This is a genomic window from Hyphomonas sp. TMED31 (assembly GCF_002172815.1).
Classification (GTDB): Bacteria; Pseudomonadota; Alphaproteobacteria; order Caulobacterales; family Hyphomonadaceae; genus Hyphomonas; species Hyphomonas atlantica.
In genome coordinates this window covers 20,997-46,253 of the sequence record NZ_NHCK01000059.1, presented here as the reverse complement: position 1 = coordinate 46,253, position 25,257 = coordinate 20,997, and the positions used below count along the sequence as shown (strand labels likewise).

General features: G+C 57.0%; 26 protein-coding genes. 15 read left to right on the top strand and 11 right to left on the bottom strand.

What is annotated here, in order from left to right; genetic code table 11:
- Nucleotide 1: 1 nt before the first annotated feature.
- The 4 genes from cobT to rpmB all read right to left on the bottom strand — a co-directional run bounded on the left by cobT (nt 2) and on the right by rpmB (nt 5,203).
- Nucleotides 2–2,002 carry a cobaltochelatase subunit CobT gene (gene cobT, locus CBB91_RS09085; RefSeq protein ID WP_273013640.1) on the bottom strand — a complete coding sequence of 667 codons (2,001 nt, stop codon included), beginning with the start codon at nt 2,000–2,002 and terminating at the stop codon, nt 2–4.
- A gap of 27 nt (nt 2,003–2,029) precedes the next feature.
- Nucleotides 2,030–3,013, bottom strand: coding sequence for a cobaltochelatase subunit CobS (gene cobS / locus CBB91_RS09080; protein ID WP_199285765.1), 984 nt, complete (start codon nt 3,011–3,013; stop codon nt 2,030–2,032).
- A 104-nt stretch (nt 3,014–3,117) separates the two neighbouring features.
- Nucleotides 3,118–4,590, bottom strand: coding sequence for an amidohydrolase (locus CBB91_RS09075; protein WP_273013638.1), 1,473 nt, complete (start codon nt 4,588–4,590; stop codon nt 3,118–3,120).
- A gap of 328 nt (nt 4,591–4,918) precedes the next feature.
- Nucleotides 4,919–5,203, bottom strand: coding sequence for a 50S ribosomal protein L28 (gene rpmB, locus CBB91_RS09070; RefSeq protein ID WP_035548848.1), 285 nt, complete (start codon nt 5,201–5,203; stop codon nt 4,919–4,921).
- A gap of 250 nt (nt 5,204–5,453) precedes the next feature.
- Here rpmB and CBB91_RS09065 point away from each other — a divergent pair, with 250 nt between their 5' ends.
- A complete protein-coding gene (locus CBB91_RS09065; protein ID WP_273013636.1) occupies nt 5,454–6,341 on the top strand; it encodes a DUF3108 domain-containing protein in 888 nt (295 codons plus the stop codon).
- A 5-nt stretch (nt 6,342–6,346) separates the two neighbouring features.
- On the opposite strand, the gene CBB91_RS09060 is transcribed toward CBB91_RS09065, so the two are convergent.
- Nucleotides 6,347–7,366 (bottom strand): RluA family pseudouridine synthase, encoded by a 1,020-nt coding sequence (locus tag CBB91_RS09060; protein ID WP_273013635.1) that lies wholly within the window; start codon nt 7,364–7,366, stop codon nt 6,347–6,349.
- A gap of 89 nt (nt 7,367–7,455) precedes the next feature.
- On the opposite strand from CBB91_RS09060, the gene CBB91_RS09055 reads away from it, so the two are divergent.
- Entirely contained in the window at nt 7,456–9,165 is a 1,710-nt protein-coding gene (locus CBB91_RS09055) for an alkaline phosphatase D family protein (RefSeq protein WP_272981695.1), read from the top strand.
- On the opposite strand, the gene CBB91_RS09050 is transcribed toward CBB91_RS09055, so the two are convergent.
- Nucleotides 9,162–9,920, bottom strand: coding sequence for an SDR family oxidoreductase (locus CBB91_RS09050; protein ID WP_035548858.1), 759 nt, complete (start codon nt 9,918–9,920; stop codon nt 9,162–9,164). The genes CBB91_RS09055 and CBB91_RS09050 overlap by 4 nt on opposite strands.
- Before the next feature lie 102 nt (nt 9,921–10,022).
- On the opposite strand from CBB91_RS09050, the gene CBB91_RS09045 reads away from it, so the two are divergent.
- Nucleotides 10,023–10,292, top strand: a complete 270-nt coding sequence (locus CBB91_RS09045) for a hypothetical protein (protein ID WP_272981697.1) — start codon at nt 10,023–10,025, stop codon at nt 10,290–10,292.
- Between the two features lie 31 nt (nt 10,293–10,323).
- On the opposite strand, the gene CBB91_RS09040 is transcribed toward CBB91_RS09045, so the two are convergent.
- Both CBB91_RS09040 and CBB91_RS09035 read right to left on the bottom strand, forming a co-directional pair.
- Nucleotides 10,324–10,491: a YdcH family protein gene (locus CBB91_RS09040; RefSeq protein ID WP_035548862.1), complete on the bottom strand. Its 168-nt coding sequence runs from the start codon at nt 10,489–10,491 to the stop codon at nt 10,324–10,326.
- 111 nt (nt 10,492–10,602) lie between these two features.
- Nucleotides 10,603–11,217 carry a GGDEF domain-containing protein gene (locus CBB91_RS09035; RefSeq protein ID WP_035548865.1) on the bottom strand — a complete coding sequence of 205 codons (615 nt, stop codon included), beginning with the start codon at nt 11,215–11,217 and terminating at the stop codon, nt 10,603–10,605.
- A gap of 198 nt (nt 11,218–11,415) precedes the next feature.
- Here CBB91_RS09035 and purE point away from each other — a divergent pair, with 198 nt between their 5' ends.
- The 7 genes from purE (at nt 11,416) to CBB91_RS09000 (ending at nt 18,253) form a co-directional block, all read left to right on the top strand.
- The gene (gene purE / locus CBB91_RS09030) at nt 11,416–11,910 is read left to right on the top strand and encodes a 5-(carboxyamino)imidazole ribonucleotide mutase (RefSeq protein ID WP_035548867.1); all 495 of its coding nucleotides are present in this window, start codon (nt 11,416–11,418) and stop codon (nt 11,908–11,910) included.
- Nucleotides 11,907–12,986, top strand: a complete 1,080-nt coding sequence (locus CBB91_RS09025; RefSeq protein ID WP_273013631.1) for a 5-(carboxyamino)imidazole ribonucleotide synthase — start codon at nt 11,907–11,909, stop codon at nt 12,984–12,986. Before purE ends, CBB91_RS09025 begins: the two co-directional genes overlap by 4 nt.
- A 4-nt stretch (nt 12,987–12,990) precedes the next feature.
- Nucleotides 12,991–13,746 (top strand): creatininase family protein, encoded by a 756-nt coding sequence (locus tag CBB91_RS09020; protein ID WP_273013629.1) that lies wholly within the window; start codon nt 12,991–12,993, stop codon nt 13,744–13,746.
- Between the two features lie 86 nt (nt 13,747–13,832).
- Nucleotides 13,833–14,564 (top strand): ATP-binding cassette domain-containing protein, encoded by a 732-nt coding sequence (locus CBB91_RS09015; protein WP_035548874.1) that lies wholly within the window; start codon nt 13,833–13,835, stop codon nt 14,562–14,564.
- Nucleotides 14,561–15,316 (top strand): ABC transporter permease subunit, encoded by a 756-nt coding sequence (locus tag CBB91_RS09010; protein WP_272981700.1) that lies wholly within the window; start codon nt 14,561–14,563, stop codon nt 15,314–15,316. The genes CBB91_RS09015 and CBB91_RS09010 overlap by 4 nt, the downstream gene beginning before the upstream one ends.
- 1 nt (nt 15,317) lies before the next feature.
- Nucleotides 15,318–17,210, top strand: coding sequence for a Gldg family protein (locus CBB91_RS09005; protein WP_273013663.1), 1,893 nt, complete (start codon nt 15,318–15,320; stop codon nt 17,208–17,210).
- Nucleotides 17,207–18,253: a DUF4340 domain-containing protein gene (locus CBB91_RS09000; RefSeq protein ID WP_273013628.1), complete on the top strand. Its 1,047-nt coding sequence runs from the start codon at nt 17,207–17,209 to the stop codon at nt 18,251–18,253. Before CBB91_RS09005 ends, CBB91_RS09000 begins: the two co-directional genes overlap by 4 nt.
- A gap of 14 nt (nt 18,254–18,267) precedes the next feature.
- Here the strand turns inward: CBB91_RS09000 and CBB91_RS08995 are convergent, their stop codons facing one another.
- A complete protein-coding gene (locus CBB91_RS08995; protein ID WP_273241883.1) occupies nt 18,268–18,918 on the bottom strand; it encodes a DUF1223 domain-containing protein in 651 nt (216 codons plus the stop codon).
- Between the two features lie 118 nt (nt 18,919–19,036).
- Complete coding sequence (acnA, locus tag CBB91_RS08990) at nt 19,037–21,730, bottom strand: aconitate hydratase AcnA (protein WP_273013624.1); 2,694 nt, start codon at nt 21,728–21,730, stop codon at nt 19,037–19,039.
- Nucleotides 21,731–21,846: 116 nt separating this feature from the next.
- On the opposite strand from acnA, the gene ccmA reads away from it, so the two are divergent.
- From ccmA to CBB91_RS08965, 5 genes are all read left to right on the top strand, one after another.
- Nucleotides 21,847–22,422: a heme ABC exporter ATP-binding protein CcmA gene (ccmA, locus tag CBB91_RS08985; RefSeq protein WP_273013622.1), complete on the top strand. Its 576-nt coding sequence runs from the start codon at nt 21,847–21,849 to the stop codon at nt 22,420–22,422.
- A complete protein-coding gene (gene ccmB, locus CBB91_RS08980) occupies nt 22,419–23,084 on the top strand; it encodes a heme exporter protein CcmB (RefSeq protein ID WP_273013620.1) in 666 nt (221 codons plus the stop codon). The genes ccmA and ccmB overlap by 4 nt, the downstream gene beginning before the upstream one ends.
- A gap of 21 nt (nt 23,085–23,105) precedes the next feature.
- The gene (gene ccmC, locus CBB91_RS08975; protein WP_273013619.1) at nt 23,106–23,837 is read left to right on the top strand and encodes a heme ABC transporter permease CcmC; all 732 of its coding nucleotides are present in this window, start codon (nt 23,106–23,108) and stop codon (nt 23,835–23,837) included.
- Between the two features lie 3 nt (nt 23,838–23,840).
- Nucleotides 23,841–24,005 carry a heme exporter protein CcmD gene (locus CBB91_RS08970; protein WP_272981706.1) on the top strand — a complete coding sequence of 55 codons (165 nt, stop codon included), beginning with the start codon at nt 23,841–23,843 and terminating at the stop codon, nt 24,003–24,005.
- On the top strand, nt 24,002–24,526 hold the full coding sequence (locus CBB91_RS08965; protein ID WP_273013616.1) for a redoxin family protein: 525 nt from the start codon (nt 24,002–24,004) through the stop codon (nt 24,524–24,526). Before CBB91_RS08970 ends, CBB91_RS08965 begins: the two co-directional genes overlap by 4 nt.
- A 17-nt stretch (nt 24,527–24,543) precedes the next feature.
- Here the strand turns inward: CBB91_RS08965 and CBB91_RS08960 are convergent, their stop codons facing one another.
- Entirely contained in the window at nt 24,544–25,254 is a 711-nt protein-coding gene (locus CBB91_RS08960; RefSeq protein ID WP_273013614.1) for a MarR family transcriptional regulator, read from the bottom strand.
- Nucleotides 25,255–25,257 lie beyond the last annotated feature (3 nt).

The window sequence follows — 25,257 nt, the reverse complement described above, 5'->3', positions numbered from 1 at the left end:
GCTACTTTTTCGGACCTTTGACTTCCTGAAGGCTGGTCTTCTTCACCGCGCGACCGAGATCGACTTTCTTGCCATAGCTCGGCGCGCCGCTCATNGCGCCAGATACTGCGCTACCACCGCCCCGCACAGTACGGTCCGTCAGCGGCGGGATGGCCATTGCCTTGGGCTCCGGTGCGTTCTCGTCGAACAGGCTGGCCAATTGCTCCGTCATCGCACCGCCGAGTTGCTCGGCGTCCACAATCGTGACGGCGCGCTTGTAGTAGCGCGTCACATCATGGCCGATGCCGATAGCGATCAGCTCCACCGGGCTCTTTGTTTCGATCTCTTCGATTACCTGCCGCAGATGGCGTTCGAGATAGTTCCCGACATTCACGTTGAGTGTAGAATCATCCACCGGCGCGCCGTCTGAGATCACCATCAGGATCTTGCGCTGCTCAGGCCGCCCCAGCATCCGGTCATGCGCCCAGAGCAGCGCCTCGCCGTCGATGTTTTCCTTCAGCAAGCCTTCGCGCATCATCAGGCCCAGATTGCGCCGGGCGCGACGCCAAGGCGCGTCAGCCTGTTTGTAGACGATGTGGCGGATGTCGTTGAGGCGGCCCGGCCCGGCGGGCTTGCCGGCCTTGACCCAATCCTCACGAGCGATGCCGCCTTTCCATGCTTTCGTTGTGAAGCCGAGAATTTCGGTTTTCACGCCACAACGCTCCAGTGTGCGCGCCAGAATATCCGCACACAAAGCAGCCACCATGATCGGTCGACCCCGCATGGAGCCCGAATTGTCCAACAGCAAGGTCACGATCGTATCGCGGAATTCGCTATCGTCTTCCTGTTTGAACGAAAGCGGCGCTGTCGGGTCTGTTATGACACGGGTCAGCCGAGCCGTATCCAGAACCCCCTCTTCCAGATCGAAGCTCCAGGACCGGTTCTGTTGCGCCATCAAGCGCCGCTGCAGCTTGTTCGCGAGCTTTGAGACCGCACCCTGAAGACCCTGCAACTGGTGATCCAGATAAGCGCGCAGCCGCGTCAGCTCCTCAGCGTCGCAAAGGTCTGGCGCATTGGCAACTTCGTCATGCTCGGTTGTGAAGACCTTGTAGTTGAAGCGATCCTTGTCGTCGCCGTCCTTGAAGTTCGGGCGTAGCGGTTTTGTGCCCTCTTCCTCATCATCGGGCGTATCATCCGCTTCGGCATCAACATCCATGTCGACGCTGACGTTCGATTCCTCGCCCTCCATCTCTTCCGTATCGCCAGCATCCATCTGCTCGGCAGAGGCGCCCATCTGCTCCTCGGACTCCATCTCCTGGTCGCCTTCGGAGGGCTGTTCATTCTCTTCGCTTTGCTCTGACTCTTCTTGTTCCTGCGTTTCAGCGTCTTCGCCGGGCGCATCAGAAGTTGTCAGGTCCCGGATCATATCACGAACGGTGCGGGCAAATTCCGGCTGGTCATGCAGCTGCTCAATCAGGCGCTCGATCGCGCCGCCCGTTTCGGTTTCAACGCGTTCGCGCCAAACGTCAGCAACGCGCTTGGCACTATCCGGCAATGCCCGCCCTGTCAGCTTCTCGCGCAGCAGAAACTCCAGCGCTGGCGCCAGAACTGCGTCTGCGTCTTCGCTGCCCATTGCAAACTCGCCGGACTGGCATCGTTGATCCAGAACAGCGTCGAGGTTTTCCGCCGTGCCACGCATCGCGTTCGCGCCGAGACTTTCGATCCGCGCCTGTTCCGCCGCATCATAAACCTTGCGCGGCAAATCACCGGACGGACGATGCGCGAAATGGGCCGCCGGATTGTGGTGAGCCCGGCGCAAGGCTACCGCATCCGCTTCCCCACGAATACGCGCTGCAACAACCGGGTCCAGCTGCTGGGGCGGCGGACGGAGAGTGATTGTCTCCCCATCACTGCCCACATCATTGCCGAAGCCAACCTCCACGTCCCGGTCTGCGCTCATCGCCTTGGTCGTGGTGGCCAGCGCCTGCTTGAACAATTCCTGAGGAGAGGTGTCTTTTGACATGTATCAGACCTGGCGCATGGCGCGGGTTCAGGCGACCCTCACCATGATCGCGCTTTCCGGAAGTTCTTCTGCGAAACAGCGCTGGTACATTTCTGCCACCAACGGCCGCTCCAGCTCGTCGCATTTGTTCAGGAACGTCATGCGGAACGCGTGACCAAGATCACCAAAGATCGCAAAGTTTTCTGCCCATGTGATCACCGTCCGGGGGCTCATCACCGTGGAGAGGTCGCCGCTCATGAACGCGTTGCGGGTTAAATCCGCCAAGGTGACCATTTTGGAGAGCGTATCCTCGTCGACGCCTGTCGCTTTGGATTTCACAATCTCGACTTCGGCATCGTGCTCAAGATAGTTCAGCGTGGTCACGATACTCCAGCGGTCCATCTGACCCTGGTTCAACTGTTGTGTCCCGTGGTAGAGGCCCGTCGTATCGCCCAAGCCGACCGTGTTCGTCGTAGCAAACAGGCGGAAATATGGATTTGGCTCGATCACGCGGTTCTGGTCCAGCAATGTCAGCTTGCCAGACGCTTCCAGTACACGCTGGATCACAAACATCACATCCGGGCGGCCCGCATCATATTCGTCAAAAGTGATCGCGACCGGACGCTGCAATGCCCATGGCAGGATACCCTCGCGGAATTCCGTCACTTGCGCGCCATCCTTCAGGACGATGGCATCCTTGCCGACCATGTCGATCCGGCTGACATGGCTGTCCAGGTTCACCCGGATCATCGGCCAGTTCAGCCGAGCAGCAATCTGTTCGATATGGGTCGACTTACCTGTCCCGTGATACCCCTGCACCATGACGCGGCGATTGTGCTCGAACCCGGCGAGAACGGCCAGCGTGGTCTGCGGATCGAAGCGATAGGCCTCGTCGATCGCGGGCACATATTCTGTCCGAGTCTTGAACCCATGCACGACCATGTCGGTATCGAGGCCGAATACCTCGCGGACATTGATCTCTTCCGTCGGCTCCAGGCCGTCCAGCACATCGGTATCACTCATCACAGTCATGGCATGCGTCTCGTCATCTATTGCAGAATTGGACCTATCACACCTGACGCTTCCGCCAAGCGTGACATTGGGTCAAATGTGGGTTTGGCGGGCCGCGCGGCAAATCATTCTGCAGCCTGCCACACAATNTCACCGCCAATCACCGTCATTATGGGCTTCGCTTTGAGAATGTCCGCTTCAGGTATCGTCATCAAATCNCGGTCGAACACCGAGAAATCGGCAATCTTGCCAATCTCGATCGTGCCCAAATCGTCCTCCTGAAACGAGGCATAGGCTGCAGCTGATGTGAACAAGGCCAAGGCTTCTTGCCGCGACAGGGCCTGTTCCGGATGCCACCCCTCCCCTGCGCGCCCCTCAAGGTCCTTCCGGGCANTTGCGGCATAGAATTCAATAAGGNGAGAGCCGACCTCGACCGGCGCNTCNGATCCNCCGGCCACCACAGCGCCACCNGACAGCATATCCTGCCACGCNTACGCACCGGCAAGCCGGTCAACGCCCAACCTGTCCGGTGCAAACTTCAGATCTCCAATCGCGTGAGATGGTTGCATGGAGGCAATCAGGCCGAGCGCCCCGACTTGAGCTACATCGTCTGGCGCGAGGATCTGCGCATGCTCAATCCGCCAGCGTTTTTCGGGACCGTAACCAAGCGCGCTGAATGTCTCGAGAATGTGGCGGTTCGCGAGATCTCCGATNGCGTGAATTGCCAGCTGAACATCGTCCTCAGCCGCGTCCATCATCAGATTGTGCAGTGCATTCGTGTCCAACAGTTCGAGACCGCTTGTGTCCGGCCGATCAGAGTATGGCTCNATCAATAGCGCACCGCGGCTGCCGAGAGCACCATCCATGTAGAGCTTTACCGCGCGATTGGTGATGGTGNCCGTTTCATGTNGGCGACTNNTGGCGACATCAAACGCGNTCTCATCGAAGGCGTTATAGATGCGCAGCGGCAACCGGCCCTCCTTGGCGAGACCCGCCATGATGGGCGCCTCAATTCGCCCAACGCTCATATTATGGACGCCGGTCCACCCNCGGCTCACATAAGTTTGTGCCCCAGTCTCCAGAGCCAGAGAGATGTCGTCCTCCGACGGCGCAGATAGCAACTCGAGAACGGGCGCCATCGCATAGTCGATCACNATCCCCGTTGCTTTACCGTCATCCCCTCTTTCAACACGCCCGCCGGTCGGATCTTCATTCAGATCATAGACATCAGCCGCCTTGAGGGCAGCGGTGTTTGCCACGAGAGCGTGCCCATCGGCGCGCACATAGATGACAGGGTTATCTGGGCTGACCTGATCCAAATCCGCTGCGGAGGGCATGCGCCCTTCGGGCCAACCTGTCTCGATCCAACCTCGACCGAACAGGATTTCGCCGGGTTCCTTTTCCCAGACTTCGATCTCTGTCCGAGTGACAAGCTCGTCGATAGATGCCGTNCCCTCAAGATTAAGNGTAAGTTCTCGTTGCCCAATGCCAAGCAAATGCGCGTGGGAGTCAGTAAAACCAGGGAACATCACGCTACCGTCCAAGTCGACAATCGTGACGTCCTCGTCGCCCCAATCTGCCGATGTCGGCGGCACCATGGCGACTATTCTTCCGTCAGAACCGACAGCGACCGCNTCAATAACAGGCTGGTCAGCGTTGCCAGTATAGATCGTGCCGCCCGTGAANACCGTAACCGGTCCGGTCTTATCACTTGNAGGGGGTTGCCCGTCTTTGGGCGCGCATCCGGCGACCAGCGCCCCTAAGAGCACTGTGGCCAACAGCATTTGACGCATGAGATATTCCTCCACCTATGCTCCCTGTCTGGCACGCGGAGGGAAGGACTTCCAGATTTCGGGCACAAAAAAGCGCGCGCAGCCAGTGCCGCGCGCGCTTCTCTAAATCAGCAGGCCCGATAGGGGCTTATGCTCAGGCGACAGCTTTCTTTTCGATGTCGCGCTTGATCTTCAGGGCCTTGGAAGACAGGCGGTCTTCTTTTGCCTTCGCCAGAAACGCATCCAGACCGCCGAGCTTGTCGACAGTACGCAGGGCCTTGGCCGCGATGCGCATGCGGAAATTCTGGTTCAGTGCCTCAGACCGCAGAGTCACCTGAACGAGGTTAGGGCGGAAAATCCGCTTGGTTTTGATTTGCGAGTGGCTCACATTGTGGCCAGTCATCGGCTTGGTGCCGGTAAGTTCACATTCGCGGGACATGGCCTCGCTCCGAATAAATATCTAAGGATCTCGAAGGCGCGTCGTTACAGTCCTCAATGCCCTCATGTCAACTCCGAGGATCAGGCATTCGGCAGTTTTCCGGTTGCGACTGTCATTGCCGGTCATACTTGTACACTGCGACCCAATCCAGAATGGGGCATGATCAGGGCATACCTGTTCAGCTCGTGTTGGGCGATACTGAGCTAGAGGAATATGGTAACCTAGCGCTCCGGAAAGGATTCAGGTTCTTATGAAACGCGCCCTCTTGATTGCATCTGCTACAGGACTCGCCCTCGCGGGTATCTCGGTAGCCGATACTGCGCCCAGCTCTGCCGCGCCAGCTGTACTTGCCAATGTGAAGGCAGGTGAAACCACCCGCATGGTCTATGAACTGGAAGCAAAGGCTTATGTCCTGTTCACCCCCGCCACAGGCCGCGCTCATTTTGACGTGGAAATGCGCCCGGACACCTACAACATCAAGTCTCGCGTTAAAGTCACAGGCATCGCTGACTGGTTCGTGAACTATGACATGCACCTTCAAGCCTCTGGCTACACGCGCGGCGATGAATTGAAGACTTACAATTACGTTTCCCAGAACCGTGACGGTAAAAAGAACCGCCGCGTCAACTTGACCATTACCGACAAAGATTTTTCCATGACCGCCAATCCGGTCTTCGGAAATCTCGGAGAGCCTCCTGCAACAACCGAGCAGGTATTGAAGACCAACGATCCCATCACCGCATTGATTACCTTTGCGCTAGAGCCACGCGCTCCCGACGCTGATCCATGCGGAGGTCCACTTCGTATCTTTGATGGGCGCCAACTGACCTATTTGCACCTCAAGAATGCCGGTACGAAGCAGATCGACGTCAAAGCCTGGTCTGGTGAGGCCATCGAGTGCCACATCACGATGGAAAAAGTTGCAGGCTACAAGAAGGACAAATCTGACAAAGACAATTTGTCGGGCATCGACGGCCCACTTCGCATGTGGCTGGCCCCGCTGGAAAATGGCGCGACCGTTCCTGTGAAGATACAAGCCGACACCGACAAGATCGGAAAGGTCACGCTACAGGCGTCGAAACTCTACTTTGAGCCCGTCGTAACGTCAGAAGCTGCGTTGAACCCTGGCGGGGGCTGATCCCATCAGTCGCCCATTGGCAATTGGCGCAGCGCGTCAATCAATTCCGCCATGTCATTTGGAAGAGGCGCTTCGAACCGGAGCGCCTCTTTCGTTATGGGGTGCACGAAGCCGAGCATCGCGGCATGGAGGGCCTGACGAGGGAACTTTCGCGCAGCTTTCGTACCTGCGATGTGGGCCTCGCCGTGGCCATATGAGCTGATACCCTTGTGGCGCCCATAGACTGGATCCCCAATCAGCGGCGCGCCAATATGGGCCATGTGAACTCGGATCTGGTGCGTCCGACCAGTCTCCAACTGGCACTCCATCAAAGCTGCGGCCGGGAGAGCAGTGCCCTTGTCGCGAATGCCGAAGGTCTCGATGGCGCGATAATGCGTAACGGCATTCCGCCCAACGCCGCTCTCCGGATTGCGCACGACAGCCATTTTCTTCCGGTCGCCAGTCGACCGGGCGATCGGCAGGTCCACGGTACCCGACAAGGGTCGCGGTGCGCCCCGTGTCACTGCCAAGTATTTGCGTTCAATGTCGTGCTTCTGGAAAAGTTCCGACAGGCCAAGATGTGCCGGCTCGGTCTTCGCGGCGACAAGCACGCCAGTGGTCAGTTTGTCGATCCGGTGCACGATTCCAGGTCGCTCCACACCGCCAATGCCGGAAAGCGATCCTCTGCAATGATGCAATAGCGCATTGACCAGAGTGCCATTCCAACTTCCCGGCGCCGGGTGAACGGCCATACCGGACGGCTTGTTGATCAAGATCAGGTGCTCGTCCTCGAACAGAATGTCGAGCGCAATATCTTCCGGCTCCGGAGTGGCCGGCACCGGCTCGGGAAGCCGAATGTGATAAGTTGCGCCTTCGGCCACGCTGCGTCTTGGATCAAGCACGGCTTCATCGTCCTGCGCGACGGCGCCTTCCAAAATCAATGCCTTGACGCGCGAGCGGGACAATTGCTCCGCCTTTGATGCCAGAAAGGTGTCGAGCCGAATGCCAGCATCTTCGGCAGCTGCGCGAATTGAGAGCGTTTCCATAAACAGACTTATAGACGCACTTCCCGCCAATCGTCATGCTATTGTCAACACACTTGACTAGGGGAAGTCAGGCAAGACCGGAGAGAAGCATGACCAAGATCACCCGCCGCGGACTGTTGGGCGCAGCCGCAACTGGAACCTTAAGCGTTGCCGCATGCGCGACACCTGCCAAAACAGTACAATCCCAGACTGAAGCTTATGACGGCGGAGTGGAGTTTCTGCACGGAGTCGCGTCCGGCGACCCGTTGAGTGATCGCGTCATTATCTGGACACGCGTTACCCCGCAATCAGGCACGGCCCCTATTCCAGTCACATATGAAGTCACAGATCCCGCGAACCCGTCAGCGCCAGCGATTACAGGCTCGGCTATGGCAAGCGAATCCCGTGACTTCTGCGTCAAAGTAGATGTCCCCGGCCTGAAGCCGGGAACAGTTTACAATTACAAATTCACGGTCAGAACCAATGCTGGCGAGGTTAGCTCGCCGCAGGGGCGCACCAAGACCACCTCAGAGAGTGGCAATACGCCCGTTCGGATGGGCGTCATCTCGTGCTCGAACTGGCAATTCGGTTACTTCAATGCATATGAAGCGCTGTCCAATGAGGACGATCTAGACGTCATCGTCCATCTGGGAGACTATTTGTACGAGTATGGTGTCGACGGATACGGCGCTGAAGTTGCCACCAAGCTGGGCCGTGTACACGATCCGATCACGGAAATGGTGACCCTGACCGACTATCGAATGCGCCACGCCCAGTACAAGACAGATCCGGACCTTCAAGCTGCTCATGCGGCCGCGCCGTGGATTTGCACATGGGACGACCATGAGAGCACCAACAATTCTTATCGGACAGGCGCTCAAAATCACAACCCTGAAGAGGGTGAAGGCGACTGGTCAGATCGCAAGCAAGCCGCCATCCAAGCCTATTTCGAATGGCTTCCCCTTCGCGAGCCCGTAGCGGGCGACGTCACATCTGCGGTGTGGAGAAGTTTCACCTTTGGCGATATCGCAACCGTACACGCCCTTGAAAGCCGCCTGACAGGGCGTTCTCCGGACGTCAGCTGGTTCGATGCACTGGCTGGCGTGACCGATCAGCAAGTGATGATGCAGCGCGTTTCAGAAACACTTCAGACCATAAACGACCCTGCCCGCACCATGCTCGGCACGGAACAGGAAGCCTGGCTGGCTGGCGAGCTGAAATCTTCAACCAAGGCCGGAAAAGCGTGGCAGGTTCTGGCCAACCAGGTCGTCATGGCACGAACGACCCTGCCAAACTTCCAGGAAGCCCTGACACCAGAGCAACTTGCTGCCCAGCAGAACGGCTTTGTTCAGACGATGATTGGCTTCTCCACACTCGGCCTGCCCTTCAATCTGGATGCCTGGGATGGCTTTCCTGCCGCGCGGGAGCGCCTGTATGAGGGTGCGGCAGCAGCGAACGCCAAACTCGTCACGCTTGCAGGCGACACGCACACGGCCTGGGTAAACACACTCACAGATGCGAATGGGAACCGGCGCGGTGTAGAATTCGGATGCACCTCAATCACCTCTCCAGGAAGCGGCGCTTACGTAACTGACATTCCAAATCTCGGTGACCTGACGACCGAAGCGAACCCGGACGTGATCTGGCACGATCCATTCAATCGAGGTTACACGATTGTGTCGCTCACTCCGGACACGGCGCGCGCCGAATACCGAGTTGTTTCAAACATCCTCAGCAAGGAGTTTGTGACGGAAACGGCGGCAGTTTACGAAAGCCGGCAACAGGGTGACAGTGTGACAGACCCTGTCCGAGTCGCTTAATCCAGAACACCGGCGAGGCTGGAGCGACCACCGTCCAGCTTCAGCAACTCGCCGGTGATAATGGCCGCGTCAGGAGACGAAAGATATCGAGCCGCGTCCGCAATCTCGTCGGCAATCGCGGCCCGTCCCCAAGGCGTTCGGCGCGTTGTCCAGTTTTCTATACGCTCTTCCCGCGGACGGATTGCAACGATGCCGTTGACGCGTATTTGTCGGTCGGCAAGTTCCACCGCGCCCGCCTTGATGACACCAAGCACGGCTGATTGTGTTATGGTTTCGGTAAAGCGACCCGGCATGGTTGCCACTGCTGAGTAAGACAAGACAAAGGTAACTGTCCCCTTCTGTCGAATACGTTCAACAGCCGCTTCAGGGAGATCTTCCTGTTCTGCAATGCGTTCCGAAAAGACACGTAATGCGAGCGCGGCGCCGCGTGTTGCCTTTGCAACCGCTTTGTCAAATTTGTCTTGATCAAACTCATCTAGACTGTCTGCCGCTTCGATGTCGGGGATAACGACAAGATTGTCGACCCGCCCGAAGGCTTCGACGGCCACAGTAAGTGCATTGCGGAGACCGAGGCGCGTATGCAAATCGCCATGATGGAGCAAGACATCATCCGGCACAGCATTCCTGGCTGTAGCGATCCGATCATCCGAGGGATCAGCGGCTACGACATGATGACCAAACTTGCTGAAGCGGCGCGCAACAGCGTCTCCTACCTCGCGACCAAGACCGAGGATAACGGTAACTGGTTGAGCCATGACGCCCTAAACCTTCGTGTTTTCAGAAGAGGGCGTGGGCGGGCTGGATACCCGCCGCGCTCGGAGATCATCTCCGACGATGGATAAACGATCATTCAATCGATGAAGCGCGGCGAGAATCTCAGCGAGCAGTCGGATCGTCAGATACAAGAAGCCGAGACCCGCCAAACTGGCCAGTATACGACCAATACCGTGAATAATATGTCCGCTGAATATCTGCCCAAGTCCGGACAGTATCGCGAAAACCGCCAGTACGAGGAACAAGATTGCGAGGACGCCCGTCGCCTGTTTAACGGCCCCAAGCGTCATCGCTCTGTCCTGATCAAATATCTCCCGCATGCCTTATCCTTACGCCTGCTTGTTTCAGGCTAGGACACAAAGATGAAGGCGAAGTTTCAAGGTCCTAGCTCGCTTTGAGCAATTGCAGCTCTTCCTTGATGTGAAGCTTCTCTCGCTTAAGGCGTTTCAATCGAAGGGCATCTGCCGACGGTCGTTTCTGTTCTTCATGAATAGTCTCGTCGAGTTTGCGGTGCTTGTTGGCGAGTTCGTTGATCCGGCCTTTAAGCGACATGGCAGTCTCCTTCTTGCTGTTAAGTGAGTGTGTCTTAACGGCCACAGTTAAGCACAGGAGATTTGAAGCGTCACGGGGGGCCAAGGCCGGATTCGACGGAATCCGGATAAATTATTGTTTATCTGCCTGAAGACTGGATTTCCTGCGCGCTTTCTGGGCGAACATGGCTTGGTCAGCCAACGCGATGAGGGCTTGAGCGTCCTGCCCGACTTGCCATTCAACCACGCCGCACGACGCCCCTATACGCACTTCAGGGCCTGATCCGTCGGGTCCGCTCGTGACAACCAACTGGTCAACTTCCTTCGCCAACTGCTCCGCCTTCAACAGGCTGTCTTCTGCCGTCGCTTGGGCAAGTACTATTCCGAATTCGTCTCCGCCCAAGCGACCAACAATATCGGTGTCTCGCGTATGACGCAGCAACAATTCAGAGATTCGAATAAGCACTTCATCACCCGCGGCATGTCCGAAGGCATCGTTCACCTGCTTGAAGTGGTCCAAATCGATGTAAATCACCGACAGCGGCGTTCGAAAGCGAGCCGCAAGCGCGATTTCACGGTGAATTTCCCGTTCAAAGGCCCTGCGATTGAAAACGGGACAAAGCGCGTCATTATCGGCCAGAGACTCCGCTTCGCTAAGCGCATCACGCAATCGGTCGACATCTTCTCTCAGAAACAGAACTTCGTCGCACAGTGCTTCAATGGCGGCACGTGTGCGCACATCAAGCATATCGAGATCCACCCCAAGGACATTGAGGAGCGCGGCTCGCCCCGCGGGCCTGGGTGCATGGAAATCATCCGCCATGGCGCGAGGTTAAGCAATTATTGAGCCGAGATACAGCGGTTCCTGCCGCGCCTTGGTACACACGAGAGTTGACGCGCCTTCCGGCATACCTATGTTGCGCGCTTTCCAGCGACGAGGCCTTCTATGACGGACAATAGCGCTCCCAAAGTCGGAATAATAATGGGCAGCCAGTCCGACTGGCCTGTCATGCGACTGGCGGCTGAAATTCTGGAAGAGCTCGGCGTATCGCACGAAACGCGAATTGTCTCAGCGCACCGCACACCAGACCGACTGGTCGAGTATGCAAAGACCGCGCGAGGCCGGGGATTGAAAGTTATCATTGCCGGCGCTGGTGGCGCGGCTCACCTGCCTGGTATGACAGCGTCCATGACACCCCTGCCAGTTCTTGGCGTGCCAGTTCAATCGCGCGCTCTATCCGGTATGGACAGCCTTCTTTCCATTGTTCAAATGCCAAAAGGCGTACCCGTGGGCACCTTGGCAATCGGCGAAGCGGGCGCGACCAATGCGGGATTGCTGGCTGCCTCGATTGTGGCGTTGGAAGATCCGTCGGTCGCCAAAAAACTGGACCAGTTCCGTCAGGCCCAGACTGACAAGATTGGCGAGTCTCCCGAAGCATGAGCATGATCGCCCCCGGTAGCACGATCGGGATACTTGGCGGCGGCCAGTTGGGCCGCATGCTTGCCAGTGCCGCAAATCAGCTAGGCTTTGACGTTCACATTTTTTGCCCGGAAGACGACGCACCCGCCTCCCGCGCGGCGCGTCAAACCTGGATCGCTGATTACTCGGATGATGTAGCGCTTCGCGCTTTCGCGAAAAGTTGCGACGTTGTCACGCTTGAGTTCGAAAACATCCCAGCATCCACCGCAAAGGCAATCGCTGATTGCGGAGTAGCGCTGCACCCCGGCCCTAAAGCTCTCGCCATCTCTCAGGATCGTGCCGAAGAAAAGGCCTTTCTCAACAGCATTGATATCCCCACTGCGCCTTATGAGATAATTTCTGCGGCTGCCGACATTCCAGGGGCTCTCGAACGCGTTGGTGGCACCGGCGTTCTGAAAACACGTCGCGATGGCTATGACGGCAAGGGACAATCATGGGTCCGCTCATCAGGAGATGCCGATATCGCTTGGGACGCTATTGGCGCGGCACCTGCCATTCTTGAAGCAGCGATCCCCTTCGAGTGTGAAATTTCAGTCATTGTTGCACGCTCCAGCGTGGGAGAAACACTGAGCTGGGCGCCCCCTCGCAACGCGCATGTCGACGGCATCCTATCGCGTTCAATTGTTCCATCCGGACTCGATAAGAACGTAGAGACGCGCGCGCGCGAACAAGCTATGAAACTGGTCGAAGCGCTCGACTATGTGGGCGTTCTTGCCCTTGAATTCTTTGTCCTTTCTGACCGGTCCCTGCTGGCGAACGAGTTCGCACCGCGCGTCCACAATTCTGGTCACTGGACGCCCGAAGCGTGCCAGACCGGTCAATTCGAACAGCACATTCGCGCAATCTCTGGATGGCCACTCGGTGATACGCGGCGCCTGTTCGACGCCGAGATGCGCAATCTGATTGGTGATCAAGGCCTTGTTGACCCGACCAGCCTTAAGCCCGATGAGACTCTGACCCTATATGGCAAGAGAGATGCGCGGCCGGGGCGGAAGATGGGACACATCACCCGCAGGATCGCGCCCCGAAAGGACTGACCGCATGCTGCTTCCTGTTTCGACCTGGACCGACATCGAAGCTTGGCTGAAAAAATCCAGAACAATCGTGATCCCGATTGGATCAATGGAGCAGCATGGGCCGAACGGCTTTATCGGCACAGATGCGCTCTGCCCCGAAATAATCGCCCGCGAAGCGGAAAAGCTCGCACCTGACGACATATTGGTTGGCCCAACGTTCAGCGTGGGTTGCGCCCAGCACCATCTTGGTTTTCCTGGCACAATCACATTGCGCCCCACTACGATGATTGCCGCAATGGCCGATTGGACGGAGAGTCTGATGAGGCACGGCTTCGAGCGTATATACTGGCTGAACGGTCATGGTGGGAATATCGCCACCATCGAAGCCGCCTTTTCCGAGATTCACGCCCGGCGCAGTTTTGATCCGCGCGGTGAAACCAATTTCCCCGGACTGACCTTGAAACGCCGGGATTGGTGGGACTTCAAATCGGTAATGACGCTGTGCAACCAACTTTATCCTGTCGGGCATGGCAGCCACGCTACGGCGTCTGAAGTCTCGGTCACTTACTATGGTTTTCCCGATCATGCGCGAACTGACGTGGAAATGTCGCCGAAGATCGCGCCGACTGGAACGATTGGCGACGCCGTCCAATATCGCCGGGACTTCCCCGATGGGCGGATCGGATCGGACCCGACCCAATCAAGCGTTGAAGATGGCGGAAAAATCGTGGACGCAGCCGCAAAAGCCGTACTCGATGAGGTTCGCCGCTTTTCGGCGTGACGACTGATCCGGCTGGTGCCTTGGCTCTGGCCAGAATCACCCAACAACGTTATCAGAGGGCTCCCGGGAAAGGACCTGTTTGAAGAATGCTGGACATTCAGAAGCTGGAAAAATCCTTTGGTGAAAAGCGGGCTGTACAAGGCCTGTCCTTCACCGTTGAGAAGGGAACGGTGCTTGGATTTCTCGGTCCGAACGGCGCAGGCAAATCAACATCAATGCGCATGATCTCAGGCGTGCTGGAACCCGATTCCGGAGACGCGCTCATCGACGGCAAATCGATCGTATCCGCAAGACGAGAGGCGCAGGCCGCGCTTGGTTATTTGCCAGAAGGCGCACCCCTATATGACGACATGACCCCGCCGGAGTTTCTGGCGTTCATGGCATCGGCCCGCGCTATCCCGCGCTCTCAACGCAAGCAAGCTATAGAACGTGCCATTGCGGACTCCAGAATTTCCACCGTTTGCGGACAACGGATTGGCTCTCTTTCAAAGGGATACCGCCGCCGGGTGGGACTGGCTGGCGCCATCCTGCATGATCCGCCAGTATTGCTGCTTGACGAACCTACCGACGGACTCGATCCGAATCAGAAGCGGGCCGTCCGAGCCCTGATTGCCCGAATGGCGCCTCGCAAGGCAATTGTGATCTCAACGCACACCTTGACCGAGGTGCCCGCGATGTGCACACGCGCAATTATCGTGGACCGAGGGCGCATTGTCGCTGACGATACACCCGACGGACTTTTGAAATTATCGGCGGACGGTACACTTGAGAGCGCGTTTACCAGACTGACCGATCAAGCGGAGGCTGAATCCGCATGAATCGTTTCCGTCAGCAATTTGACAGTTTCCTTCCGACCTACCGGCGCGAACTAGGGGCGTATTTCGCGACACCGATGGCTTATGTCTTCCTGGCAGTGTTCCTTCTGTCTTTAGGGATGTTCACGTGGGAGGCTGCACGCTTCTTCGACACAGGCACGGCCGACTTGTCACCATTCTTTGTTTGGCATCCATGGATCTACATGATCTTCCTGCCCGCACTCGCTATGCGTCTATGGGCAGATGAAGCAAGTGCGGGAACCGATGAACTCCTCCTGTCACTTCCACTTGGAATGCCGGGGCTTGTACTGGGTAAACTGTTCGCGGCATGGAGCGTTGCCGCCGTAGGGCTCATCTTCACGCTGCCAATGTGGGTGACAGTCAACTATCTGGGCGCCCCGGACAATGCGGCGATTGCCCTGACATATTTTGTCAGCCTCCTGATGGCCGGTTCCTATCTTTCGATTGGAGCAGCGATTTCAGCCCTGACCGGAAGCCAGGTCACGGCTTTTGTGATCAGTGTGGTAATTGCATTCGTATTCACGGCTGCCGGTTGGCCATTGGTCCTCTCTGGTGTGAAAAGCCTGTTCGGCGCCGGAATGGCAGAACTCGTCGCGCATTTTTCATTCCTCTCTCATTTTGAGGCTGCACAACGAGGCGTTCTGGAATTCCGTTCGGTGTTGTTCTTTCTCGGCGTTATCACGCTATGGACCATATTGAATGGTTTGTGGGCCTCCCGGCAGAGGCTTGGCTGACATGAAGGCAAAGCACTATCTCATCGCCGCCTCCGTGCTCACCGCGATTACATTCATAGCGGCAAACCTGCTCGTGCAGAAAATGTTCACTGGCGCGCGGATCGATTTCACCGAAAACAATCTATACACGCTGTCAGACGCGACGAAATCGACGTTGGATTCCGTGGCAGAACCCGTGGACATAACCTTCGTCTACACACGGTCCACCGGTCAGGATTTTCCGACCATTCGCGCCTACGCAGCCCGTGTCCGTGAGTTGCTGCAAGTCTATGAAAGCCAGTCTGGTGGGAAAGTACGCGTCACTGAGATAGACCCCGTCCCCTTTTCGCCTGCAGAAGACCAGGCCCTCGCCGCAGGCATCACCGCAATTGATACGAACGGAAATGATCCTCTCTACTTTGGGATCATTGGGCGAAACTCAATCGATGACCAACGCGTGATACCATTTCTGGCCCCAGAGCGAGAAGTCACGCTGGAATATGATTTGACCCGCATGGTCGCCCGGCTGGATGATCCGGACCCGGCAAGAGTCGGCATACTCTCTTCACTCCCAGGCATGACCGCGCCGGGCGGTGAGGGCGGCTACACATTACTACGCGATATTCACAAATCATTTGACGTAGAACCCATCTCCGAGACCTTTCAGTCCTTGCCTGAAGACCTGGATGTGTTGCTCGTCGTACAGCCACCAGACCTGTCGGACAGACAGCAATGGCTGATAGACCAATTCATCCTGCGAAAAGGCCGCGCGGTATTCCTGCTTGATCCGGCCGCAAAAACTGCGGCAAGCGCTGGCATGTTCCAAACCAGCGAAACCGGGACGTCCGCGACGTTGGGCAGGTTTGGGGAAGCTTGGGGTATCTCACTATCCAATGACGCGGTGGCGGACGCTGCCAGCGCCCTGACCGTACCAGTCGATACAGGCGGTGGACGTATCGAAGAGCTGGCCCATCCGCTGTTCCTGGGCATTCCGGCGGGTGATATGAATCAGGATGATTTGATCACGGCGGACCTCGCCCGATCTGTGAACTTCGGCGCGCCGGGTGCGTTTGAGGCTGGCACGTTGAGCGATGAGGTGGAGTTTACGCCACTTGTAATGACGGGGCCCAGCCCCTCCTTCATCAAGGCGGAAAATGCGGTCACGGACATGTCGCCTCAGCAAGTTTTACGTCAGTACCAAACCGAACCAGAAGCATTGGTCCTTGCCGCTCGCCTCTCTGGGCAACTCACAACAGCTTACCCGCAAGGTGCCCCTGCTTTTGATGAGCCATCGGACCCGCTGTTGGCCGAGATTGCCCGAGCAGAAGCGGCGAACGCCCTGCCGCATGTTTCCGAAAGCGAAACGGACGCTCAACTTGTCCTGATCGCCGACGTAGATTTTGTCGCGGACGATTTTTACATCATTCCGAATGAACAGATCATCGTTGCGGACAATGGCGCGCTGGTACTGAACGCGCTGGACGCCTTGGCAGGAGGTGGTGAGCTTTCCCGGCTAAGGTCTCGCGCACCAAGTCTGCGGCGGATGGAGCGAGTTGATCGTATGCGTGAGAACGCCGAGGCCATCTATTTCCGTCAACAGGCTGCCCTACAAGACAATCTCCAAACGGCCCAAGCGCGGCTTGAAGAATTACAGGCGATCGGCGCGGCGGATGGCTTCTTCTCAGGCGACTTGGAAGCAGACCTGACGGAAGCAGAGCGTACTGAGTTGCTGGATTTGAGACAGCGCATTGTGGACCTGCGCGCGCAATTGCGAGAGATCGAACGCAATTATCGCCGAGATATTGATCGCCTGGAGGGCACGTTAAAAGCCATCAACATCTGGGGCGGCCCGATGTTGGTCTGCTTGATCGGTCTGTTTGTCTGGTATCGCCAAAGGCGCAGGGGAGCGGCATGAGCGATCTTCGCACCAAACAACGGATACGGCGACTTCAGATCATGGGAGGAATCGCCGCTGGCCTGACCCTGCTGAGCCTGGCTGCCTATAGTTTTGATGGCCCGTCAATGCGCGCGTCAGAGCGCGACGGCCAAAAAGTGATTCCTGACTTCGCTGCTATTCGCGCTGAGGCCAGNNCCATCCGCGTNTCACTCTCCGATGAAGCNTATACNTTGGTGAATACCCAAGAGGGCTGGAAAATGGGCGATGAGGATGGATATCCAGTCCGTCCCGACCGGCTCGCTGAACTGGCAACCGGTCTGGAAGCTTTGAGTTGGGGAGAGGGCCGGACCCGTGACCCGGACAAGCTAAACAGGATTGGCCTAGGTGATCCACGCGATGGCGGAACAGGCGCTTTGATTGAGATCATCGACGATAACGGTCAGGTGGCCGCATCGCTTATCACAGGTCGTAAAGACAGCCAGCTATACGGACGGCTGCCTGATCAGGAACAAGCGTTTCAGGTCGTGGGAGATCTGCCTCCCTTCTACAATCATGATGCGTGGCTGGACTTTGACATCTTCGAGATCAATTCNGACGCCATCTCGGCGGTGAGAATATTCGATTCCGTTGGCGAGAGCTTGTACCTCCAACGCTCCGTAGGTTCGAGCGATAGAAGCTTTATTCCCGGTCCGCCCTTTCAGAACTTCAGATTGGTTAGCCGTATGGCAGCCTCCACCCCCGCCCTGGCGCTCACCCGGTTTGACCCGATCGGCGTAAAACCCGCCAGTGAGCTGCAAACGCGCTTCGTTGGTCGACACATCACCGAAACGCATGACGGGCTTGAAGTAGACGTACACGCGTTCAGGGAGCCGGACGGCTATTTCGTTACGATCCGCGCCATCGAGGCTGGCGAAGGCGCTCATCGCGGCAGCACGATCAATGACAAAGCGGAAGGCTGGGCTTTTCAACTGGCTGAATATGACTGGAACGAATATACGCCGCGCGTTTCTTCGATTGTCAGGCCCCCTGCCCTCGCGCTCGAGGCAGATCAGCCTAATTAGCTTCGAAGATTGCGCTAAGGCGCAATGACCATCGTCGCCAAGACCGGGCCGAATCCAGACTCCTGAACAATGACGGCGCAGCCCGAATCACAAACCGGTATGTCCAGCTCAACTGAATTCCCGAGCCACGGGCCGAGCGCTGTCACGCGAGTAACAGGGTTTACCATGTCCGTCGTATTTGCGTCGCCGGACAGATAGTCTACGAGCCAGATGTCTGCGAGATCCGGAACACGACCCGATAGTCGAAGCTTGTTGCCCTTGCGGACCAGGTCGACACTCAGTGCCTCTCTCGCTTCCAGCCGCTCCAGCGCACGGTCCACATTATGACGCTTGCTTCCCGCACACTGCTCCAAGCCATTATAGACGGTTTGAGGCGTGTAAGGACCGCGCAGGCCAAATCGATCAGTGTATCCTCTCTGGCGATCCTTCGATTCCTTCATCGCCATCGGGTCCTTGTCTCCAAGATAATCCCAATAATCGACTGACCAGGTAAGTACGAGCAGATCTTCCCGCTCCGCGCTGACGGCCTTGAGCGTGCGATGGGCCTTGGGACAGGAACGACAATTCTGGGAAGAAAAAAGTTCAACCAGCACCGGGCCTTCGGCAATGGCCGGCGAGGTCCAGAGACTCACGATCAATACGAGGGAAGCAAAAAAGCGTTTCATTTCAGGTCCAGCTTATAGGCCCATCTTAGATCGCGCGACAGTCACAGGGATGTGAGGCCTGTAAAAAAGCCCCCTCGGCATACCGAAGGGGCTTTTGGAGCGTATCTAAGGTGCNCGGTCAGGCGGCAGCAGCCTCACGGGCNAGATTTCGGAGCACATAGTGCAGAATGCCGCCATTGCGATAATAGTCGAGTTCATTCTCGGTATCGATCCGAACAATTGTCTTCGCGACAATCTTTGAACCGTCTTCGCGAGTTATTTCCACGTCCATGGTCTGGCGTGGTGTAATCGATTCCACACCTTTGATGGTCACGATCTCCTTGCCGGTAAGCCCAAGCTCCTTCGCACTTTGGCCATCGGCAAACTCCAGTGGAAGCACGCCCATACCAATCAGGTTCGACCGGTGGATACGCTCAAAGCTTNCNGCNATNACNGCNNNNACGCCNAGNAGGNNNGTGCCTTTNGCNGCCCAGTCGCGTGACGAACCGTTACCGTAGAGATCGCCCGCGAACACTACCAGTGGCGTGCCTTCAGCCTCATACTTCATGGCCGCGTCATAGATCGGCATCTGTTCGCCGTCTGGATAGTGTACTGTCACGCCGCCTTCGACGCCCGGGACCATCTGGTTCTTGATACGGATGTTTGCAAAGGTACCGCGCATCATGACTTCATGATTGCCGCGCCGAGAGCCGTAGGAGTTGAAGTCGAGTGGCGACACCTGGTGTTCCTGCAGATAGATGCCCGCCGGGCTGGACGCCTTTATGGAGCCGGCCGGGGAGATGTGATCTGTCGTAATGGAATCGCCGAATACAGCGAGAACACGCGCTTCTTCCACATCTTTCGGGGCGTCGAGATCCAGCCCCATCCCCTCAAAGTATGGAGGGTTCTGAACATAGGTGGAGGCTGGCGGCCAACTGTAAGTTTGTCCGCCAGACACTTCGATACCTTTCCAATGTTCATCACCTTTGAACACGTCGGAATAGCGCTCGGCAAACATTTGCGGCGTAACTGCCGCTGTCATGATTTCCGCAATTTCGTGCGATGTTGGCCAGAGATCCTTGAGATAGACATCATTGCCATTTTTATCTTTGCCAAGAGGATCCTTGGTCAGATTGATCCGCAGCGATCCAGCAATAGCGTATGCAACGACCAATGGCGGTGACGCCAGATAGTTTGCCTTGATATCAGGACCAATACGCCCCTCAAAATTGCGGTTTCCGGAAAGGACGGAGCAGGAAACAAGGTCTCCATCCGCAATCGCCTTTGCGAGCGCGGGCGGCAATGGCCCGGAATTGCCGATACACGTTGTACATCCGTAACCGACCAAATTGAATCCAAGCGCGTCGAGATCATCCTGCAGACCAGCCTTTTCAAGATAATCCGTGACCACTTGAGATCCCGGTGCCAGTGACGTCTTGACCCATGGCTTGCGGTCGAGACCCAGTTCGCGGGCTTTGCGTGCGACCAGTCCCGCTGCGATCAACACTGATGGATTCGATGTGTTCGTGCAGGATGTAATTGCTGCGATGAATACGTCGCCGTGCGTGACGGTGTAGTCTTCACCGTCCACAGCAATCGGCTCTGCGGCGTCGGACGCTTTGCCAAATTCTTTTGCCATGGCATCGGCGAAGGCCGTGTCGCCTTCGGAAAGCAATACGCGATCTTGAGGGCGCTTTGGCCCCGAAATCGATGGGACAACAGTGCCGAGATCCAGCTCAAGTGTATCCGTAAAAATGGGCTCAACCTGTTCCGGGCGCCAATAGCCCTGCGCCTTGGCGTAAGCCTCGACAAGCTCAACTCGGTCCGCGTCACGACCTGTATTGGTCAAATACTTGACCGTATCTTCGTCTACCGGGAAGAATCCACACGTCGCTCCGTACTCAGGCGCCATGTTGGAAATGGTTGCCTGATCTTCGAGTGTCAGATTGGACAAGCCTGGACCGTAGAATTCGACGAACTTCCCGACCACACCCTTCTGGCGCAGCATCTGGACGACGGTCAGTACCAAATCGGTTGCGGTGGCACCCTCAGCCATCTTGCCGTCGAGACGGAAGCCAATGACTTCCGGGATAAGCATGGACACCGGCTGGCCAAGCATGGCGGCCTCTGCCTCAATGCCTCCTACACCCCAGCCGAGTACGGAAAGGGCGTTGATCATGGTGGTATGAGAGTCCGTACCGACACAAGTATCCGGATAAGCCACGGTTTCCCCGTCTTCTTCCTTGGTCCAGACGGTTTGTCCCAGATATTCGAGGTTCACCTGGTGACAGATTCCGGTACCCGGCGGGACCACACGGAAATTTTTGAATGCGGTAGAACCCCAGCGGAGGAATTCATAACGTTCCTGATTACGCTTGTACTCGATTTCTACGTTTTTTTCGAAACTGTCCGGGCCCGCGAAACTATCGACCATGACAGAGTGATCAATGACGAGATCAACCGGAACCTGGGGATTAATTGCCTCGGCCGACGCGCCAAGTTTTTCCGCTGCATCTCTCATGGCGGCCAAGTCAACTACGGCTGGAACGCCGGTGAAGTCCTGCATCAGAACGCGCGCCGGGCGATAGGCAATCTCGTGGCTGATATCACCCTTGTTGTCGAGCCAGGTCTTGAACGCCAGAATATCTTCCTTGGTGACGGTTTTACCGTCCTCAAACCTAAGCATGTTCTCTAGCAACACCTTGAGTGAGGCTGGCAAGCGTGAAACATCACCCAAACCGTTTTCTCCTGCCGCCGACAGAGAGTAATAGGTGTAGGATTTATTGCCGACAGAGAGTGTGCGTTTGGAATTGAAGCTGTCGAGGGAAGTCATAAGAGGGAACCTCGCGTCTGAATTATCATCTGCGGCGAAGAGCCGCCGCGTTGGCCTGTCTCATATAAGCGCATAATGGATTGAAGCAATTGAGACAAAGGGTCTAAACGGGTCAGATGAGCGTTGGTTCACTCCTTTCCGGAAACAATATCGGCATAATGCGTGGCGAACGCGTACTTTTTCGTGATGTGTCGGTTTCCCTGTACCCCGGAGAAGCAATTGTCCTCAGAGGTGCGAACGGTGCCGGCAAGACTACACTGTTGAGAATTCTGGCCGGCCTGACGCAAGCTGAAACGGGCGAGGTTTCCAAGCAAGGCGCGCATCATTGGATTGCTCACCGAGAGGGATTGAAACCTCATGAGACGCCAGCGGATCACCTCCGCCTGTGGGCCCGCGCCTGGGGGCAGACTGTAGAGGTCGGGCAATTGCTTGCCGACATGGGCCTGTCTAAGCCTGCAGATGTACCGGCAAAGTATCTCTCGGCAGGGCAGCGACGCCGTACAGCGCTGGCGCGTTTGCGACTGGAAAACCGCCCAATCTGGCTTCTCGACGAGCCGTTCACGGCACTCGACGCGGACGGAAAGTCTTTGTTGCAGGCCATGATATCAAATCATCGCACTCAGGGAGGCGGCGTAATCGCGGCCATCCATGGCGAGGCTGGGTTTGGATTCGATACACAGGTGGAGATTTGAGCGGCGCACCGATCCTCTCGGCTTTCCGGCAGGCGCTGGGTGAGGCCTGGGCCGGTGGCGCGGGAGCGCTGCTGCCACTCGGCTTCTTCGCAGGCACTGCTGTTCTCGTTCCCTTGGGAGTCGGGACGGAACCAGCGACATTGCGCGCCATCGGCCCCGGGATCCTTTGGGTATCCCTTGCCCTATCCAGTCTGGTTACCCTTGAGCGGGTTTTTCAGGCTGACACAGAAGACGGCGCTTTGGACCTCTGGCTGCAGACGGGTGCCCCCGCGGCGGCCATTGCCGCGGCCAAGACTTTCGCGCATTGGCTGACCGCAGGTTTGCCTCTGGCCCTACTCTCCCCCATGCTGCTGCTCATGTTCCAAGCGAGGGCTAGCGGCGCTCTTCTTGAAAATATGGGCCTCTACGCCATCGGCGGTATCGCCTTCTACTTCTGGGGCGGCGTTGGCGCAGCGCTGTCAGCNACAGTTCGAAGAGGCGGCCTACTGATCAGCCTGATCGCGTTGCCCCTGTACGTTCCCACCGCCATATTCGGCGCGCTGGCCATGGGCGATGGTCCCAGCAGCGCTTCAGCTCCATTGTTTCTCGCAGCAACAACGCTTTTTGCTTTGGCTGCAGCTCCGTTCGCAATGGGTGCAGCCCTACGCTTGGCGGCAGACTGACAGAAGGGTATTTCGAACACGATGTTTTCTTGGTTTGCAAACCCACACCGATTCCTGAAGCTGTCGGGCTGGCTCGCTCCCGCGTTCTACGTGCTTGCGGCTGTCGGCATTCTATGGGGGCTTTGGCAGGGTCTCTGGATCGTTCCGAAAGACGATTATCAGGGCGGGGACATCATGCGGGTGATGTTTATCCATGTGCCAGCAGCCTGGCTTGCGATGGCCAGCTATCTCGGCATGGCCGTGATGAGTTTCGTCTGGTTTATCTGGCGCCATGAAGTCGCAGACATAGCCGCCAAAGCGATCGCTCCACTGGGCGCAACCTGGACAGCGCTCTGCCTGGCGACGGGGGCGATCTGGGGCAAGCCGACCTGGGGCACCTGGTGGCAATGGGATGATGCACGGATGATGTCCGTCCTGTTCATGTTCTTCCTGTTCCTAGGTTACATGGCCCTTCGCGCGGCTATGGACACACGGCAAAAGGCTGCACGGGCTGGCGCGATCCTCGCCATGGTTGGCGCGCTGAATGTCCCGCTGATCAAGTTCTCGGTCGACCTGTTCACGTCCCTGCATCAGGACGCAAGCGTGATCACAGCAGAGGGCCCCAAGATGGCGGCAGTTTATCTCTGGCCGCTATTGATCAGTTCATTTGGTCACACGCTACTGTTTGCCGCCCTTGTCATGACGTTCATGCGTGCTGAAATATGGACAAGACGCGCCGCCCAATTGCGGGCCCGCCTGATGACAGGAGACTGAGCCATGCTTCCCGTATTTGAATCCAATTCAACTTTTATCTGGGCGAGCTACGCAGTCGGTCTTGTTCTAATTGGCGGTGCAATCGCAACGGCGTGGTTTAAATCACGCAATGCAAAAGCCGAGCTTATTCGGATCGAAGCCCGGATCCAGGATCAAAAACGCCGATGAAGCGCTGGCTGGCGATTGTTCCGGTTGGCGCATTAGCCATTTTTGGCGTTGTGGCTGCGGGGCAATTGATCAATCCGGAAAAAGGTGACTTCGAGCGACGTCTTCGCGACGCGCCTNGTATCGCNTTTCAGACCCCAGACGGCGACCCGCTAACATTCCCCCCCTCTCCGACGGGCGGCAATATTGCCGTCAACCTGTTTGCGAGCTGGTGCGCGCCGTGTGAGGCAGAGCACAAGTATATTGCAGAATTGTCGGAAGCCTATCCAGATCAGGTCTACGGAATCTTGTACAAGGACACGCTGGAGAACGGGCAGGAATTCCTTGCCCGGCTTGGCAACCCGTANACGCAAATTGCGCTGGACCCAGATGGGCAGGGCGGACTTGAGTTCGGACTTACTGGAGTTCCGGAAACTTTTGTGATTTCTCCAGAAGGCAAGATTCTGGATCATGTCCAGGGGCAACTGGACCAAACTTCGGTCAAAAAAATAGGCGAGGCACTGAAAAGCGCCCCGCCCACGTAAACTCCGTTACCGGAAGCTTACTTTTTCTTCGCTTTGCGAACTGGAGCCTTTTTNGCNGGCTTGGTCGCAGTAGCTGGCTTCGCCTTCGTTGCAGCCTTAGCCTTGGCTTTTGGTGCAGCTTTTTTGGCTGGAGCCTTTTTCGCTGCTGGTTTGGCCGCAGGAGCTTTCTTCGCTGCCGGAGCTTTCTTGGCCGGAGCCTTCTTCGCTGCTGGCTTGCGGGCCGGGGNTTTCTTGGCAGCTGGCTTTGGTGCTGCTTTAGCAGCAGGTGCTGGCGCAGCTGGCTTCGGAGCCGGCGNTTCTGCCTTGTCTGCTTCTGCAACCATATCGGTCAGACCAGCAACGAGTGCGGACTGNTTNGTTTTCGGAAGAGCTTCAAAGATGGCTTCGTCTGCTTTCTCTACAGCTGGCAGAGCTTTCTCGTAAGCTTTTTTGCCTTTCGCCATCAGAGAGACGACTTTCGCGCGCTTGTCAGTTTTTGAAGCGACACGCTTGATGAGGCCAGAGCGCTCCATACGAGCAACCATGTCGGCNAGTGTCGAACGGTCGATACCGGTCGCGTTGACAAGATCGGACTGGCTGACGCCGTCATTGCCGGACAGNGCAGCAAGAACGGAGAACTGACGAAGCGTGATGCCAGCGGCGCTTAGTGCAGCGGCGGATTCATTTGCAGCAATCTGCTGAGCACGGTGCAGCAGGTGGCTAGGCGANTTTTTGAGATCGTAGGTCATGAT

Excerpts from the sequence above, each read along its gene's own strand:
- ccmC (WP_273013619.1), top strand. The coding sequence starts at position 23,106 with ATGTTTTCTTGGTTTGCAAACCCACACCGATTCCTGAAGCTGTCGGGC.
- CBB91_RS09010 (WP_272981700.1), top strand. The coding sequence starts at position 14,561 with ATGAATCGTTTCCGTCAGCAATTTGACAGTTTCCTTCCGACCTACCGG.
- CBB91_RS09050 (WP_035548858.1), bottom strand. The coding sequence starts at position 9,920 with ATGGCTCAACCAGTTACCGTTATCCTCGGTCTTGGTCGCGAGGTAGGA.
- CBB91_RS09060 (WP_273013635.1), bottom strand. The coding sequence starts at position 7,366 with ATGGAAACGCTCTCAATTCGCGCAGCTGCCGAAGATGCTGGCATTCGG.
- rpmB (WP_035548848.1), bottom strand. The coding sequence starts at position 5,203 with ATGTCCCGCGAATGTGAACTTACCGGCACCAAGCCGATGACTGGCCAC.
- CBB91_RS09055 (WP_272981695.1), top strand. The coding sequence starts at position 7,456 with ATGACCAAGATCACCCGCCGCGGACTGTTGGGCGCAGCCGCAACTGGA.
- ccmA (WP_273013622.1), top strand. The coding sequence starts at position 21,847 with ATGAGCGTTGGTTCACTCCTTTCCGGAAACAATATCGGCATAATGCGT.
- CBB91_RS08995 (WP_273241883.1), bottom strand. The coding sequence starts at position 18,918 with ATGAAACGCTTTTTTGCTTCCCTCGTATTGATCGTGAGTCTCTGGACC.
- CBB91_RS09005 (WP_273013663.1), top strand. The coding sequence starts at position 15,318 with ATGAAGGCAAAGCACTATCTCATCGCCGCCTCCGTGCTCACCGCGATT.
- CBB91_RS09035 (WP_035548865.1), bottom strand. The coding sequence starts at position 11,217 with ATGCTTGATGTGCGCACACGTGCCGCCATTGAAGCACTGTGCGACGAA.
- CBB91_RS09020 (WP_273013629.1), top strand. The coding sequence starts at position 12,991 with ATGCTGCTTCCTGTTTCGACCTGGACCGACATCGAAGCTTGGCTGAAA.
- cobS (WP_199285765.1), bottom strand. The coding sequence starts at position 3,013 with ATGACTGTGATGAGTGATACCGATGTGCTGGACGGCCTGGAGCCGACG.
- CBB91_RS09015 (WP_035548874.1), top strand. The coding sequence starts at position 13,833 with ATGCTGGACATTCAGAAGCTGGAAAAATCCTTTGGTGAAAAGCGGGCT.
- CBB91_RS08970 (WP_272981706.1), top strand. The coding sequence starts at position 23,841 with ATGCTTCCCGTATTTGAATCCAATTCAACTTTTATCTGGGCGAGCTAC.
- CBB91_RS09065 (WP_273013636.1), top strand. The coding sequence starts at position 5,454 with ATGAAACGCGCCCTCTTGATTGCATCTGCTACAGGACTCGCCCTCGCG.
- CBB91_RS09025 (WP_273013631.1), top strand. The coding sequence starts at position 11,907 with ATGAGCATGATCGCCCCCGGTAGCACGATCGGGATACTTGGCGGCGGC.
- CBB91_RS09040 (WP_035548862.1), bottom strand. The coding sequence starts at position 10,491 with ATGTCGCTTAAAGGCCGGATCAACGAACTCGCCAACAAGCACCGCAAA.
- CBB91_RS09045 (WP_272981697.1), top strand. The coding sequence starts at position 10,023 with ATGAAGCGCGGCGAGAATCTCAGCGAGCAGTCGGATCGTCAGATACAA.
- purE (WP_035548867.1), top strand. The coding sequence starts at position 11,416 with ATGACGGACAATAGCGCTCCCAAAGTCGGAATAATAATGGGCAGCCAG.